The sequence below is a fragment of the Mycoplasma sp. 1573 genome (genome assembly GCF_053851775.1).
The window spans coordinates 361278-376593 of record NZ_JBSQBG010000001.1 but is presented as its reverse complement, the minus strand read 5'-3'; the positions used below and the strand labels follow the sequence as shown (position 1 = coordinate 376593).

The following is a 15316-nucleotide window of genomic DNA, read 5'->3' as shown; positions in this document are numbered from 1 at the left end:
CTGCTGGCACATAGTTAGCCATCGCTTTCTGATCAGGTACCGTCAGCTCAGCGGCATTTCCTCCGCTGAGTTTTCTTTCCTAATAACAGCACTTTACAACCCGAGGGCCGTCATCGTGCACGCTGTGTCGCTCCATCAGGCTTTCGCCCATTGTGGAATATTCCCTACTGCTGCCTCCCGTAGGAGTCTGGGCCGTATCTCAGTCCCAGTGTGGCCGGTCAGTTTCTCAACCCGGCTAAACATCATCGTCTTGGTAGGCCATTACCCTACCAACTAACTAATGTTCCGCGCTCTCATCTTCCAGTGAAGCAAATGCTCCTTTTATGACAATTTCATGCGAATTTGTCACGTATCCGGTATTAGCAATCGTTTCCAACTGTTATCCCAATCTGAAAGGTAGATTAAGCACGTGTTACTCACCCATTCGCCACTAAGTAGCAAGCTACTTCGTTCGACATGCATGTATTAGGCACACAGCCAGCGTTCATCCTGAGCCAGGATCAAACTCTTATAAAAAAATTGACGATTATGGTATTTATATCCAGTTTTCAAAGAACTATTTTCTTGTAGAACTCTCAAGGTCTACAAAAACAATTATAGCATAATTTGTTGTTTGTTTTAAAAAAAATAAATTATTTTTTAATTGTTTATCAACTTGTTTGAACTTGCTAAAAATTGCTTTCTAATTATACATTAAAAAAATAAAAAAAATAAAATCTCAGCGAGATTTTATTTACGAATGTTTAGTTCTTGAATTAAGTTTAGGTATTCGTTATAGTTAGTTCTTTTTAAATAAGCTAATAATGATTTACGTTGGTTAACTTTTGCCATAAATCCACGCATTGAGTGTAAATCTTTTTTGTTGTTTTGGAAATGAACTTTTAAACTTTCAATGTCAGCTGTTAATAAAGCAATTTGAACTGCTGCTGAACCTGTGTCTTTATCGTTTTTTCCGAATTTTTTAATTAATTCAAGTCTGGTGTTTTTGTCTACCATATTTTCTCCTTTACAACCCAGCAATAAATTTACTTTACAACCGAGCAATAAATTAATGTATTATTGATGCACTACATTATACTAAAAAATTTAAAGGCTTGTTTTATTTCGTCTTTGAAAACTTTGTCATCCGCCATGTGATTAATAAATCTTAATTGTTTAAGAATTTCAACAAAAGTTTCGACTTTGGGCAAATATTGTTTTTTAAGGTCTAGAAAAACGATTTCATTTTTTTCTAAACCAATTTTGACAATTGCATGATATTCAACATTTTCAATTACTACATTGGCCAAATAAGTTCCGGCATGTATTTTTTCTAAATTGTTAGGTCATTCAAAAGAATAATCATCAGTATTTAATTCAATAATAAAAGCATACTTTTCAATTAGCAAAGTATTTAGTAACTCGATTGAACCATCCTCAATGATTTGTCTAATTGTTGAAGAAGCTATTTTCATGCCATTAATTTTTTTAAGACTAGCAATCTGGCAATTAAAGTTAGCTTTTAAAGCATCAACATTACCTAAGCGATTGAAACCAAAACGAAAATCTTGGCCACAAACTATATCACTGACATTCATTGCTTTCAATTTATCAATAAATGTTTGGGCAGAAAGATTACGAAAATCTTGGTCAAAGTGAATAATAACAGCTTCGTCTATACCTATATTATATAAAGTATATAAACGCGTCTTGATTTGGAACATTTTCGCTTTTTGCTGATGTTTGTTATCAAACAAAAAGCAAACAATTTCTTTTTCAGGATTTTGAGCTTTTAAATTTTTAGCGATTTTGAATAGTTCATAATGACCTAAGTGCAAAGTTTCAAAACTTCCTAAAATAGCAATTTTTTGATTTTCAAAAGTTTTGTCAACTGGCCAATTATAAACTTTCATAATTATTTAATAAATCCTTTTTCTAGTAAGTAATTGTATGCTCCGTGGTCACTTACATCACCACAAACATCATCAGCTACTTCTTTAAGTTCTTCTTCGGCATTACCCATTGCAACACCTAGTCCAACTTCGCTTAACATTTCAACATCATTTGAAGAATCACCAAAAGCTATAACTTCATCTAGTTTAATATTTAGTTTTTCACAAAGAATTTCTAGTCCTCTAGCCTTGTTAACATCTCTTGCTGAAATGAAAACCCCATTAGTTCATTCTGCTAAAACTCACATGTCTAAATTATTTTTAGCAAAAAGATCATCATAAAATTCTTTAAGTTCACGGCTAGCATCTGAATTTACAGTAATTAAATAGTTTGTATCAGTAGAATTTTCATTATATTCACTAATGTCATAGAAATCTTTTTTGAAAGGTTCATAGAATCAGTGGTTAATGTCAAAAAGATTGTTGTAGTATCCTTTTTGTTTACCAACAAAAGTAAAAGGTAAATTACGAGCTTGAGTTGCTTCTAAAAATACTTTGTAATCTTGATAAGAAATTGATTTTTCAAATAAGTATTCATTAGTTTTTAAGTCAATAATAAATGAACCATTAGCTCCAATGAAATAATCAACATTAGGAGTCTCAATTCTGTTACCAACAGTAAAAATGTCTCTTCCGGTACATAGAACTGTAATGTATCCAGCATCTTTTAATTTTTTAAACATTTGCACAATAACTTGACTTAAGTCATTGTTTTTTTTACCATCTTCAAATGGTAGAATAGTACCATCAATATCAAAGGCTACTAATTTGAATTTTTTCATTATTCCTCCCTAATAATAGCTTCTAGTAGGGGTCAAAAAATTTTGATGACTTTTAATTGATCATCAAATATTTGCACTATTCCTAAAAAATTATTATTATGTTTTAATAAGTAATTAGCGTTTGGTAGATTGTATTTTTTTCTTACCACGCGCTCTTTGAAAAGTGTTTTTAATTCATCCTTGTTTAGGGTAACTATATTTATACCAAATAATTGCTCAATATTGTCAATTTCGCTAACTTTTCTTTGCTCATCTAAAAGTACATTTCCGACCTGAGTACGTTTTAAATCAACCATAATTGCATCAGTATTTAAAAGCAAAGCAACATCATGCACAATCGAGCGAATATAAGTACCTTTCGAAACAAAAGCTTCGAATGTAACTTCATCATTTTCTAAGTCATAGTTAAGAATTTTTAGTTCATGAATTTTAATCTTGTTTGGTTTTAGACTAACATCTATATTTTTACGCGCTAGTTCATAAGCTCGCACACCATTAATTTTTTTGGCGCTGAAAACTGGAGGTATTTGTTCTTCTGAGTTTTTAATTTGCTCGAAAGCTCGTTCTAATTGATTATGAGAAATTTCTTTTCATTCTAAAATGCTGACAATGGAGTCACTATCCCAAGATGCACTGTGGCGAAAAAGTCGCATTGTACAAATATAGCGTTTGTCTTGACTTAGGATGTAATTTAAGAGTTTTGTATCTTGATCAGTTGCAACAATCAATAGACCAGTTGCTAAAGGGTCTAAGGTTCCACAGTGACCAATTTTTTGAATGTTGTTTTGTTTAGCAAAATCTCTAATTGCTTTAAAACTTGACACACCTTTTGCTTTATTTATTTTGAAAAACATGTTAGTAAGTTTTTTTGATTGGAAATTGGCTTGAAAGTTTTAAAACTTCTTTTTTAATGATTTGATGTAAAGCAACATTATCAGGCTCACTTAGTGCTTTGTGAATTAAATTGGCAATAGTAACGAATTCATTTTCTTCAAATCCGCGTGATGTCATAGCTGCAACACCCAGTCTTATACCACTAGTAACTGTTGGTTTTTCACTATCGAAAGGAATAGCGTTTTTATTGGCAGTAATTGAAATTGAAGAAAGGATGTCAGCTGCTTGTTTTCCAGTTAAATTGTAAGAAGTTTTTGTATCAATAATAAATAGGTGGTTTTGGGTAAGACCAGAAACAACTTTGACACCTTTTGACATAAAAGCACGACAAAAAACATTGGCATTAAGAATAATTTGGTTAGCATAACTACTGAAAGCAGGACTTAGTGCTTCTCTAAAAGCAACTGCTTTGGCTGCGATTTGATGCAATAAAGGTCCACCTTGATATCCTGGGAAAACTGAGCGATTAATTTTTTTAGCCAATTCTTCGTCATTAGTTAAAATCATTGCTCCCCGTGTTCCTCGTAATGTTTTGTGAGTGGTAGTCATTACAACATCAGCATAAGGAAAAGGAGAAGGGTGAACTCCGGCAACAATTAATCCGGCAATGTGACTTACATCGGCAAGTAAATAAGCACCAACTTTTTTAGCAATTTCACCAAAACGCTTAAAGTCAATAATTTGTGAGTAAGCACTATATCCTGTAATAATCATTTTTGGTTTTACTTCTAAAGCTATTCTTTCAATTTCATCGTAGTCCAGAATTCCATCTTCATTAACTGTGTAAAAGTGTGGTTCATAAAATTTACCACTAAAAGAAATTTTGAATCCGTGAGTTAAATGTCCTCCCGATGAAAGCTGCAAACCTAAAACACGATCATTTGGTTCCAATAAGGCCATGTAAATTGCGGCATTAGCAACAGAACCTGAATATGGTTGTACATTTGCATATGCACAATTAAATAATTGACAAGCACGATCAATAGCAAGCTGTTCAATTTGATCAACGTATTCGCAACCATCATAATATCTTGCACCTGGATAACCTTCGGCATATTTATTAGTCAAGCAAGATCCTGCTGCTTTCATAACATCATCAGACACATAATTTTCAGAAGCAATAAGTTCAATATTAGTTTCTTGACGTTGCAATTCCTTATTAATTAATTCAGCAATTTCGTTATCTTTTAAATCAATTTTGCGATACATAGTTTCTCCTTTAGGGATTATGAATATAGTTTCATAATAGCTTTAAAATTATATAATATGTAACCAAAAAATGCTAGGCGACAAAAAGTCAAAAACTCAAAATAAAAGAAATTAGGTTTTTTGTTATATAATGAATTGTGTTTTCAGACTAGCTGTTGCTTTAAAAAAATAAAATTATTTGCAAAAGAAAAAATTTTATGTATAATATTAAAGCAACAAGCAAATGCGAGTGTAGTTTAATGGTAGAACTTCAGCCTTCCAAGCTGACTGTGAGGGTTCGATTCCCTTCGCTTGCACCATATGTTAAATCACCAAAAAGTGGCAAAAGGCCACTTTTTTAATTCCTTTTTGGCATTTTTGGTTTTTATGCCATACAATTCTAATGAAGAGAAAGGATGAAAATGAATAAAGTATTAGTTATTTTATCTTCAGTAAACGGACAAAAATCAATTACTAACCAAATGGCTAAGGTTTTTGTAAACAAATATCAACAACTAAATCCTCAAGATGAAGTGCAATATTTAGATTTAAATGAATTAGAAGCTGCTAAACAAAGTTTAAACAAGCAAAATTTTGTTCAATTCTTTGGTTCAGAAAGTGATGAACTAATTAATCAATTAAAAAGTGTTAATAAAGTAGTTATAACAGCTCCAATGTATAATTTCAACATTCCTGCAACATTAAAAAATTATTTAGATAGAGTTTTAGTAGCGAATAAAACATTTAGTTACAAATATTCAAAAAAAGGAGACGCTGTCGGGCTGTTAGATCATCTAAAAGTTCAAATCTTAGCAACTCAAGGTGCTCCATTGGGATGATATGAATGAGGAAACCATGTTAAATATCTTGAAGGAACGTTTAAGTTTGTTTATGCAGAACTGAATGAAAGTTTTTTAATTGACGGAACAAAAGTTGGTGAACTAGCAACCAAATCAGCGCAAGAAGTTGTTGCCATGCACCAAAACGAAATTGAAAAACTTGCTTCACAATTCTAAGACTGGGAAATTTTATTTTCTCAGTTTTTTTTTTTTTTTTTGCTGTTTTTTTACTTTAATGAGTAGATGGAACAATTACAACAAAAAACAAGAGATTGTGGTTTATTGTGTTTAAGTAAACTGTATAAATACTGGTATAAAAAGAGTTTGAATATTGAAAGCATGCAACAAGCCACAAATTATGAAGAAAAAGGAATAAATCTTTTGGAACTCAAACATAAAGCTAAGCAGTTTGGCTTAGATTTTAAGATTACGCAAGGTGAGTGAAATAGTTTTGTTAATCTAAAATTAGAGCATCCAATAATTATTGTCCTTGCAAAGCAAAATTTATTGCACACTGTTGTAGTTACAAAAAAGACAGATGATTATGTTGTTATTTTCGATCCTGCTATTGGTAAGTTAAAAATGAAGTTAGAAACATTGCAACAACAATATGCTTCAATAATCATTGATGTCACCAAAACTAGTTGTGAACAAAACTCATATCAAGAAAACAGTGTAACTTATTTCCAAACTACTTATAAATACACATTTCTAAATTCAATTATGAGTTTATTGGTATTTGGGTTGTCAATTCTTGCTTCACAAATAAGTAAATATCTTTTAAACAGTGCTCTTAAAGAAACAAGAGATTCCTACTTTTTGCATTTTTTAATCATTTTGGGTTTTTGCAGCTTACTGAAAATATCGTTTTCAACTATTAATGAATTTTGCACAAGAAAAATAGTGAATTTTTATCTTTTCCAGTATCAAAAAATATTCAATCATAAATTGCTGTATGGAAGGGTACATCAAATACAAAAATATAGCCAGCAAGATTTGATCAAAATTTATAGTTCTTTTGAGTTTTTAGCTTCGTATCGAGCATCTCTTAGCCTTCAAACTTTTGCTAATTTCGCTTTCATTGTACTATCAGGATTTTTTCTAGTCACAATCAATTTCAAAATCACACTTCTCATTGTTTGTGCAATAAGTTTTTTGTTTTTAGTTAACATTTTGGCTAATTACATGCGAAAAAAACCATGGCAAGAGCTTTTGATAAAGAACAGTGAAGTTGTTTCTGATACTCTGTTTGTTATTAATAATTTTCAACAAACTAGAATGCAAAATGTGCCTAATTTCATCTTCCAAACTAATACAAAAAATACTGAGAATCAAATAAAAGCAACAAATAAGTTTTTTTATTTAAATTCACTTTTTGCTACATTATCAGACGTTATTCTTGCTATTTGTCCTGTTTTAATAATTTATTTGTTTTGATATTCTCAAAATGACAATAAAAATGTTGGTGATTTCTTAATTTTGGTCAGTTATTACAACTTTTTAATTAATCCTGCTAAGCTGCTAGCAAACAATATTGCTCAATATTCAAACTTTATGCAAGCTAGTAAATTGTGAAATAGCTTTAACCATATAAATTTGGAAATTGATAATAAATACTTTAATCAGAAAGTTGAAATCAAAAATATTACTATCGAAAATTTAGCTTTTGGATATAGTGAATATAATCATCTATTCAAAATAGGTAACTTAGAATTAAAAGCTCAAAATCACTTAATAGGTAAAAATGGGTGTGGAAAAAGTACATTTCTTAAGCTTTTGTTAAATTTCTTTGACTATCATGGCTCCATTTTGTTTGATGGCGTTGATATTCAGAATTTAGATACATCATTTCTTAGAACAAAAATAAGTTATATCAATTCATCGCAATCACTTTTCAACAATACAATTGCTAACAATATTCATCAAAATAATCCTGTTCTTAAATCTAGATTCGAACAAAGTTTTATTGAATACAATCTTCAAGAATTTTTTGACTACTTTAAGTTATCTCTTGCGGACCAAATAGTTTTGAATGGTGAAAATTTTTCAGCAGGACAAAAACAATTCATCCAGCTTTTGAAGTTATTTGCTAATGAGAATGAAGTTGTGCTCTTAGACGAATGCTTTGAGAATATTGACTTAAACATTTTTGAAAAATTAAAACCTTTCCTACAAAAACTTTTGAGTAAAAAAATAGTCATTGAAGTTTCACACTCGCAAAAATATATTTTTGAGAAAGCAAAGGTGGTGAATTTTGATGAATTTAAAGCTTAAAAAATGAGAATTATTAATCTTGATAATAAGCCTTATTGTAATTTTTGCCATTATGTTTGTTTTAACAACTTGAAAAATGAAAGTAAAACAAGAACTCAAAATCATTAATTTCGATGAAAGACAAAATATTATTCAGTTCCAAAATTTGACAAATCATGAATTTGATTTTAATCAAACTATTAACTTGAAAATAAACAATAAACTTTGAAAAGCAAAGATTTTGTGAATAAAACCAGTCGATTTAAACCTTTTTGAAGCAAAAATATCTTTCACTGAAGATGTTAACTTTACAAAAATCGTTAAGGCTTGCATTGAAATAACGGAAGAAACAAAAAAATATTGAGAGGTTATTTTCAGCAAATAAAAAACTGGCATTGCCAGTTTCTATGATTTTGTGATCTTAAAGTATTGTAAGCTTATTGCTGTTCGCAATTTTCGATTGATGATTTGATATAGAAACACTTTGTAATCATCACTTTGCTCTGGTTGAATGTACATTGACTTAGCAACTTCGTCACTACCGAAATATCATTTTTCAATGAAAGCAAAAATTCCTTGATTAGCTGGAGTGTAGTTGATGTAGTCAAAGTTTTCTACTTCAACCGCAATGTTATCATCTGTAAATGCTTCAGCAAAATAATCAGATAAAGCATCTTCATTTTCCATGTGCAATCCAAAAATTTTGTCAATGTCTTGCTGTGAAAATTGCTCTTTATCTTCTTTTAAAATATTTAAAATTTGCATACTGGTTTCATACAATGAGCTGTCTTCGTCCTTTATTTTTTCTAATTCTTCTTTAATCTCTTCATTTATTTCAGAATTAGAAATAAGAAGATTTTTCAAAGTGTTAATGTAACTTTGTTCAAGGTCTAAAACTCTAGACTGAGATGATTGTTGGGCATCAATGTTGCCAAAAACATATTCACCAATAGTTTTTTCTAATTTGATAGATTCATCATCAGTCATCACATTTGCTTGAATTCAGCCATCCATTAGTAAGAAATTATCCTTAGGTCTTACGTATCTTACCAATCCTTCTTCTTTTAAAGAACTAAAATTGTCAGCCGAATAGTAAGCATCAATTGCATCACCGTTATACATAACAGCAACATCAGCACGTCCTTCTTTTGGCTCAATAAGATTATTTGCTAGTTCTAATCCATCACCAATTAAAAAGTTGTGCTTTGTATCTCTAAGTGAGTATCCTGATGCTGCTTTTACATATTCTTCAAAACCTTTTATCGCTTCTAGATAGTTATCCTCATTAAAAGGTTTTAATTTGTTATTAACTACTCACTGTTTTTCGCCTTTATCATTTTCATAAAAAGCACCGATCATCATATTGTCGTAGTATGCATTATTTCATGCAAAAACTCTGTAATTGAATTTTTTTAGTGTTTCCATTATCCCAGTTCAAGAAAGGTCTTTAAAAATAATTGATTCATTTTCTTCATCATATAAACCTTCGTCAATCAATTTTTGTTTTTGTTCGGCCGAAAGTTTTAGGTAAGGTCGATTTTCATAATCAATACTATAAGCAATAACCTTGTCTTGAGTGTAGTAAGGAATTATGTATTCTCAGAAATGGTCTTCTTTTCCATTTCTGTCAACATCATATGCAACCATTTTCTTCGAAACAGGATCTAAAATTCTTTTAGCTTTGTATTCGTCATTAGCTGCAATGAGGTCAAAAATCATTTGATCATATTCTTTCAAGTGTTCAATTACACTTGGACGATAGACATTTGCCAACTGTTCAATCAAAGGTTTTGAATCATTTGTGTTGAAAACATTGGCAAAATTAAATTTTTTCAAACGATTTTCAATTATTAGTTGGGCTGCTTGAAAATCGCTTCCAACTCCACCTGCTGCTTTTCCATTATTTAAAGCAACAGTAAAATCATTTATGTCGTTGAATACTTTGTAATTATATCCACGACTCTTAACTTTGTCAATGATGTCTTTTTTCAAGTAAGAACCATAGTTATAAAGACTTGGTGAATATGGGTGTTTAGCTTTAAAACCAAAAGATAAAATTGCAATAAGTAAAATAGATAGAAATACTATGAATGTTACAAAACGTTTTAAATTACGTTTTAGAAATTCCTTAATTTTGTTTACCTGATTTCTTTGCAAAATATGCTTTGGTTTTGTTTTTTAGAAGTGTTAATGCTTTTGTTGCAGTAATAATGTAAATTAAATTAGCAACTAAAACAATCATTAAACATATTGCACCCAATGCTAAACTTCATGCTTGGAATTGTCCTTCGTAAAGTTGAGTTCCTAAAGTTTCTGTATTTGAGACAATTCTGGTAACAATGAAGTCATCGAAACTTAAAACCATTGAAACTACAAATACAAATCCAATTGAACCTAGCATATAAACAAAATAAGTCTTGAATCAAGTTCTTACTTTTGAATAACCTAAATCTTGACTAGCCTCAAAAATGTTTTTTGAAAACTTGTCAGATTTTGGCAACATTATCATAATTGCATATGGAAGAATGATTACTGTATGAGCTACAATAACACGAACAAATCCCTCACTTGTAGCACTTAAGACTCCAAAGAAGGCAGTCAAAACGATTGTTAGCGTTAAAGCAGTAACAACATCACTGTTGATTAAAGGAATGTTTGCTGTTCCTTGAACTACTTGTCTAGGTTTTTTGTTTTTTTGTCTTCACAAACCATAGACAGTTAGTAGTGAAATTGCTATCACTAAAACCGAAGCACACAATCCTATTAATAAAGAATTAATGAATGCACCAGCGTGATCTGCTGAAAAAAGTGCTTTATATGCAGCAGCTGAGGTTCTGTTTCAAGTTGTAACACTGAAGACACCTTTATCACTTGGTGTATTAAATGAATAAATTGTTCCAAAAACTATTGGAATGTAGAACAAAATTAAGATTATTACAATGTATGATCTTTTGAAAAAGGTAGAAAACTTACTCATCTTTACCTCCTTTGAAACGATACTTGTTTAAAAGTAAAGGCAGTAGATAGGTTACACTATACAACAACATTAAAATCGCTAATGTTATTAAAACAAGTGTTGAAGCAACAGCCAAATCAAATGGATTTGATGCATTAGCAAAGTTTTGAATCAAGTTACCGATCAATTGATTTTGACTTCCATGTGGAAGCAATCTGTCACTCAAAATAATTGAAGTTGCAGTTATCAAGAACACTGTGCTAAAACCTGCTAGCAATGCTTTCATGCAGTATGGAACTACAACTTTTCAAATTGTTTTAGCTTTTGAATAACCTAAATCTTCACTTGCTTCCAAGATATTTTTAGGCATATCTTTTAAAACTTGATATAAAGGCATGATCACGAAAGGTAAATACAAGTAAACAACCCCTAAAATCATGAAAGCTTCATTATTCAAACTATTTTCATCAAACATCACACTAAATAATCCTCTAAGTGATAATGCTTTTGAAATAGTAAAAATAAACAAAGGTGAAAAAATTAAACTAAAACCAACATTTTTTGTTATTTTTGATTTTGCGGTTGCCAGGATGTAAGTGTATGGAAAACCTATTAATAAACAAAATAGTCCACCTACAGCCCCTACTCAAACGCTTCTTCACAAAATTTTTCAAGTACTTTTGTCTTGAATAATGTGTCAGTTGTCTAACTGACCATCGATTGGACTGAATGCTTTTATAAAAACAAAGATTAATGGTAGAACAATAAATATTGAAGCAAATAATATGTAAGGTAGAATCAGCGATAAACGAAGATTAAACCCTAATTTTTTATTGATTTTCTTAAACATTAGACTTGTTCGTTATTTCATTCTTTAGAATCTTTGTTCATTAAGTGAATTGCATCAGTGTCTCAAGTTAGATAAACTTGTGTACCGGGTTCAAATTTTCTGGTTGTTTCAACATAAACGATTTTTCCGTCTACATCAACATCGATGAAATAATAACTTCCCTTGTAAACAATTTTTGTAACAGTTCCTGATAATTTACCTTTAGATTTATCACGTGAAATAATCATGTCTTCAGGACGAATTAAGGCATCTAATTGTTGTCCTGGTTCGAACTCATCGTGAATAGTCATAAAGTTTTTGCCCATAAAGTGAACTTTTCCTTTTTGCACAAAAGAAGCATCGAAAAAGTTTGAATCACCAATGAAATTAGCTACTCATTTGTTGATTGGGTAATCGTATAGTTCATGTGGTTTAGTATATTGTTCAACTTGCCCGTCACGGATAACTGCGATTCTGTCACTTAGTTGCAGAGCTTCATCACGATCGTGAGTAACAAAAATAAATGTTAGTCCTAATTTTTGTTGAATACTACGCAACAAAATTTGCATTTTTTCTCTGATTTTTGCATCCAATGCACTTAAAGGTTCGTCTAAAAGTAAAATTTCCGGTTCAATGACTAGTGATCTAGCAAGGGCAACACGCTGTTTCATTCCTCCACTAAGTGCATTAATTGGCTTTTGGGCATTTCCTTCTAGCCCTACCAGTTTAACAATGTCAGCAACAGCATTATCCATTTCTTTTGGACTAATTTTTCTAGTTGTGTGTTTCTTTTCAAAAGCTTCAGTTTTCAAGTCTACATAGTTTTCTCAGTATGAGTAGTTGAAATCACTATCATCAATTCATGATTGAATTTTTTGACGTTTGCTTTTGCTTAGTTTTTTGTTTTCTAAGTCTTTTTCGTACTCAGCCATTTTTTTGTCAAGTTCTTGCATTTTTTGTGCAGCATATTTTTTTCATTGTTGCTGTTGACGTTCTAATCTCACTAAAAGCTCAGATTTAGCTGTTTCACTTAAAGTGATGTGTCTTTTTTCAAATGCTTCAGTTTTTTGTTGCACATAATTATCTCATTCTAAGCATTCTTGATTAACAGCATCAATTTTTGATTGAATCTTTTGACGTTGACTTTGGCTTAGCTGCGTATTTTGCAATTCTTTGTTGTAATCTTCTACTTTTTTATTTAATTTTTGTTTTTGCTGAGTAGCATGTTTTGTTCATTGTTTTTGTTGGCGAGCTAGTTTATCTAAAACCTCTGGAGTTGGAATATCTTTAGCAATACGTTTTAATTTCAATCCGTATTTAATGTTGTTTTCAACGTTTAGATGTGGAAATAGGGCATAATCCTGAAAGATGGTTGAAACATTTCTTTTGTGTGGTGATAAATCTTTAATGTCTTTTCCATCAAATTTTAATTCCCCACGAGTAGTTCATTCAAAACCACCAATTAAACGCAAGATTGTAGTTTTTCCTGATCCAGAAGGTCCTAGCAATGTTACAAATTCTCCACGATTAATTTTTAAATTAACATTGTCTAGAACTATTTTTTCGTCATATTCTTTAGTAACGTCTACTAACTCAATAATTGGATATTTCTTTTTGTCTTTTTTAATATCGTTATTAATTTCCATTATGATCCTTTACTTTGATTTAAAAATGTAAATTTGTAACCAAAATGAAACTAAATCGCGACTTATAAATTTGCCTTGATTTAATTTCAACTAAAGGAGGGCGAGATCGTACATATTTTGACTATATTCTTCAATTAGTCTCTTAAGAGTGCTAAAAGATAAGTGAAAAACTTCAATGAAGAAAATTCACTTGATTGCATTTTTTAGTTTTAGTTTAGTACTCTTTAGCATAAGTAAAATTTTACCATAAAAAACATAGTTTTTTGGGGCTCAAAAAAGACATAAAAATTCGCCCGATTTTTGGGCGAATAATCTTTCTTAAGAAACAGTTTTGTTGTAGTATTCCTGAATGATTTTGCTTCTTAGTTTATTGTCAGTAGGTTGATATATGTGGTGGTAAATTTTTGCACCTTGATTTTCAGAATTTTCTTCAACTTTATAGATATCTAACGCTTTTTCATCGTTAGTCATATCTTCATTTCTGAAGTAGTATTTCTTGATAAATTCGTATGTACTTTTAACTGTTGGAGTGTAATTTATTGCATCAAAGTTAATGATTGAATCAGTGAAATCAAATGAGTCTGAAAATACGTCATAGTGGTCTTGGAAAAATTCTTTGTTTATTTCAGAGTTTTCATCTTTAGGATTGACATACATTGCATTTTTGACTGAGTTTTTAACTTCTTCTTCACTCAAGGTATTGCTTTTTTCACTCAAAATTTGCTCCACAACTTTTTTTTCAATTTCTTCGTAGTAAAGTTTTTCTAATTCTTTTACTGAGTATTTTAAGTCAGTGAACAAAATATCAGAAACATATTCAAGGAAATTGTCAGCTTCTTTTTTTGGAGTTTTTGTTGAAATGATTCAAGCATCCAAAAGAAGCATGTTTTCACTTGGACGAATGTATCCTACACTTTGCCCGTCTTCTAACGACGCAAAGTTATCATTTGAATAATATGCATCCAAAACATCACCGTTATACATTAAACCAACATCTAATTTAGTTGAGTCGGGATCGATTAAGTCTGTAACAAGTTGTAATCCATTCGAAATTAACTTGTTATTTTTTGTTTCTTTAAGATCATGACCAGTTGCTTTTTGCACGAATTTAGCAAACATTTCAATTGAATCTTTGTAATTAGTTTCATCAAAAGGAATTAATTGGTGATTTTTATCAATTCATTGCTTATAGTTAGGATCTGAGTGTGAAAGTGAATTTTGATAGAATGAACCTAGCATCAAATTATCTAAAAATGAGTTAGTTCAACCATAATTGTGGTAACCAGCATTTCTTAATACTTGATAAATTTCATTTCAATCAGCATAGTCTTTATTTTTGATTTCAAGCATTTTTTGTTCAACGTTTTCAACGTCTTTAATGTATGGCCTTGATTGCTTATTGATGTTATAAGCAACGATTTTATCTTGGTAAAAGTAAGGGATAACATATTGATAAAATTCGTCTTTTTTGTCATCTCCGTCAACACTGTATCCTACATATTGATTGTTTTCATCAAACAGTAAGTGCGGCTTAGTCTTGACATTCTTAGGGTTTTTCTGTTCAATTTCTCTTTTGATAAAATCATCAAATTTAGCCATATGTTTAACAATGATATCATTGAAAAGTGACAAAATTTTTGCTTTATTTTCTTCTTCTTGCTGTTTGGTTTTTACATCATCTCAGTCTAATATGTTTTTGTTTAGTTTTGAATAATTAATTTTACGAATTTGATTTTGATAAATTAATTGTGCAATTTGATAATCACTACCTACTCCTGCCAATGCTTTTCCTTGGTCTAGAGCACGGGTAAATTCATTAACTTCACCAAATAAACGATATGAGTATTTTTGGTTAATTTTGTGAATCAAATCTTTTGACATGTATGATTCATAATTATAAATACTTGGTTTGTAGCGTGAGCTAATTTTAAAACTCACTCCTAAAATAGCGAAAAGTCCTATGAATATCAAAATAAAAATCATTCATAGTTTTTTGAA

General features: G+C 30.5%; 13 protein-coding genes, 1 tRNA gene and 1 rRNA gene. 4 read left to right on the top strand and 11 right to left on the bottom strand.

The genetic code is table 4. The features are described from left to right. From ACWXVT_RS01580 to glyA, 6 genes are all read right to left on the bottom strand, one after another. Positions 1 to 516, bottom strand: a 16S ribosomal RNA gene (locus tag ACWXVT_RS01580); the annotation flags it as partial. Between the two features lie 213 nt (positions 517 to 729). After that, entirely contained in the window at positions 730 to 996 is a 267-nt protein-coding gene (gene rpsO, locus ACWXVT_RS01575) for a 30S ribosomal protein S15 (RefSeq protein ID WP_438341312.1), read from the bottom strand. Between the two features lie 71 nt (positions 997 to 1067). Continuing rightward, positions 1068 to 1892, bottom strand: a complete 825-nt coding sequence (locus ACWXVT_RS01570; RefSeq protein WP_455967805.1) for an FAD synthase — start codon at positions 1890 to 1892, stop codon at positions 1068 to 1070. Between the two features lie 2 nt (positions 1893 to 1894). Further along, on the bottom strand, positions 1895 to 2713 hold the full coding sequence (locus tag ACWXVT_RS01565) for a YcsE-related riboflavin metabolism phosphatase (RefSeq protein WP_438341314.1): 819 nt from the start codon (positions 2711 to 2713) through the stop codon (positions 1895 to 1897). Next, positions 2713 to 3567, bottom strand: a complete 855-nt coding sequence (truB, locus tag ACWXVT_RS01560) for a tRNA pseudouridine(55) synthase TruB (protein WP_455967803.1) — start codon at positions 3565 to 3567, stop codon at positions 2713 to 2715. The genes ACWXVT_RS01565 and truB overlap by 1 nt, the downstream gene beginning before the upstream one ends. A 1-nt stretch (position 3568) precedes the next feature. After that, on the bottom strand, positions 3569 to 4816 hold the full coding sequence (glyA, locus tag ACWXVT_RS01555) for a serine hydroxymethyltransferase (protein WP_455967802.1): 1248 nt from the start codon (positions 4814 to 4816) through the stop codon (positions 3569 to 3571). A gap of 225 nt (positions 4817 to 5041) precedes the next feature. Here glyA and ACWXVT_RS01550 point away from each other — a divergent pair. The 4 genes from ACWXVT_RS01550 (at position 5042) to ACWXVT_RS01535 (ending at position 8272) form a co-directional block, all read left to right on the top strand. Continuing rightward, positions 5042 to 5115, top strand: a tRNA-Gly gene (locus tag ACWXVT_RS01550). Between the two features lie 102 nt (positions 5116 to 5217). Beyond that, a complete protein-coding gene (locus ACWXVT_RS01545) occupies positions 5218 to 5811 on the top strand; it encodes an FMN-dependent NADH-azoreductase (RefSeq protein ID WP_455967801.1) in 594 nt (197 codons plus the stop codon). Positions 5812 to 5877: 66 nt separating this feature from the next. After that, positions 5878 to 7908: a cysteine peptidase family C39 domain-containing protein gene (locus ACWXVT_RS01540; protein WP_455967800.1), complete on the top strand. Its 2031-nt coding sequence runs from the start codon at positions 5878 to 5880 to the stop codon at positions 7906 to 7908. Continuing rightward, positions 7892 to 8272: a hypothetical protein gene (locus tag ACWXVT_RS01535; RefSeq protein ID WP_455967798.1), complete on the top strand. Its 381-nt coding sequence runs from the start codon at positions 7892 to 7894 to the stop codon at positions 8270 to 8272. Before ACWXVT_RS01540 ends, ACWXVT_RS01535 begins: the two co-directional genes overlap by 17 nt. A gap of 20 nt (positions 8273 to 8292) precedes the next feature. Here ACWXVT_RS01535 and ACWXVT_RS01530 read toward each other — a convergent pair whose 3' ends face one another. From ACWXVT_RS01530 to ACWXVT_RS01510, 5 genes are all read right to left on the bottom strand, one after another. Further along, entirely contained in the window at positions 8293 to 10044 is a 1752-nt protein-coding gene (locus tag ACWXVT_RS01530; protein ID WP_455967797.1) for a hypothetical protein, read from the bottom strand. Continuing rightward, a complete protein-coding gene (locus tag ACWXVT_RS01525; protein WP_455967795.1) occupies positions 10016 to 10864 on the bottom strand; it encodes an ABC transporter permease in 849 nt (282 codons plus the stop codon). The genes ACWXVT_RS01530 and ACWXVT_RS01525 overlap by 29 nt, the downstream gene beginning before the upstream one ends. Then, positions 10857 to 11693: an ABC transporter permease gene (locus tag ACWXVT_RS01520; protein WP_455967793.1), complete on the bottom strand. Its 837-nt coding sequence runs from the start codon at positions 11691 to 11693 to the stop codon at positions 10857 to 10859. Before ACWXVT_RS01520 ends, ACWXVT_RS01525 begins: the two co-directional genes overlap by 8 nt. Next, on the bottom strand, positions 11693 to 13318 hold the full coding sequence (locus ACWXVT_RS01515) for an ATP-binding cassette domain-containing protein (RefSeq protein WP_455967791.1): 1626 nt from the start codon (positions 13316 to 13318) through the stop codon (positions 11693 to 11695). The genes ACWXVT_RS01520 and ACWXVT_RS01515 overlap by 1 nt, the downstream gene beginning before the upstream one ends. Before the next feature lie 318 nt (positions 13319 to 13636). Then, positions 13637 to 15301 carry a hypothetical protein gene (locus ACWXVT_RS01510; RefSeq protein ID WP_455967790.1) on the bottom strand — a complete coding sequence of 555 codons (1665 nt, stop codon included), beginning with the start codon at positions 15299 to 15301 and terminating at the stop codon, positions 13637 to 13639. Between the last annotated feature and the right edge of the window lie 15 nt (positions 15302 to 15316).